The 1,001-nt window shown below is 32.3% G+C and carries 1 protein-coding gene; it reads right to left on the bottom strand.

All coding sequences use genetic code 11. From position 1 onward, the window contains the following. Nucleotides 1–661 precede the first annotated feature (661 nt). Nucleotides 662–1,001: hypothetical protein (locus ABWO04_RS12125; protein WP_353079933.1), on the bottom strand; the 340-nt coding region annotated here is incomplete at its 5' end.

The raw sequence follows: 1,001 nt of genomic DNA on the forward strand, positions 1-1,001 counted from the left end.
ATTCCTATCCCCCGATCAAAATGAGGAGTGAAAAACCGTGAAATTGAAAATTGAAATTTTGACCATTTAACCTGATACCGGACTAAGATTTAATGTTTTGAAAATTTTGGCAGATTAAAACCCTATTTATACCATGGATTCTTGGGATGCATTTTTGATCTTTCTCATCATTTATTTTACCCTCGTTATTCTCAACATTTTACTAATAATTTGGTATTTTAGGTACGAAATCAGAGATTCTTTTAATCACCATCTCAACCCTTCACAGCTAAATGACACAATTGTTCTTAACGAGGAGACAGAAATAGTGTAAAATTACAAACTTTTCTTTTCCAAAATTATCTCAAATTCCCAAAATTTATCATAAAAACTTAAAAAATCCCAGATGAGAGAGATGAAACAAAACTAAAAAGCCCGTAGATTGAAAAAGAAAAACCATAAAAACCCAATAAAAACTATAAAACCAAATAAAAACGAATAAAAACTAATAAAATTTTAGAAAAACAAATAAAAAATTATTTTCTAGATTAGTACAAAAGGCTTTTGTGATAAAAATCCCCATTTTTGGTAAAAAATCCATGCTTTCAAAATTTGAAATAAATAAAATCGATGTGAAACTATTCGACTTGTTTATTTTCTCACTGACTACAAGAATGATCATTTAATTAGGACAATAACCAATGCAGTCACCAGAAACCACTAAACGTTTTATAATCAGTCTAGCGAAACGAGATAGAGGAAATTCGAGTCTTTCGATTTCCCTGACCGACATGAACTCATATAAAGGGTGACAAGAAAATAGAATAAGGGAACAATAGATCTCGAATAGAGCCAGTTCTTCGAGAGCATTTTCTTTTTCCTCTTTGTCCAGGGATTGCTGAACCCAGAGATCCTTGGCTTCATCCCAACTTTTCTTGTGAAACTTCTGAAGTTTTCGGAAACTTTTGACCAAGGTCTTGAACCAGTTTGCTTCCCTGAAGCGGTAGTCAAAGAAAGGCCTG

The organism is Flavobacterium sp. (assembly GCF_040382755.1).
Taxonomy (GTDB): domain Bacteria; phylum Bacteroidota; class Bacteroidia; order Flavobacteriales; family Flavobacteriaceae; genus Flavobacterium.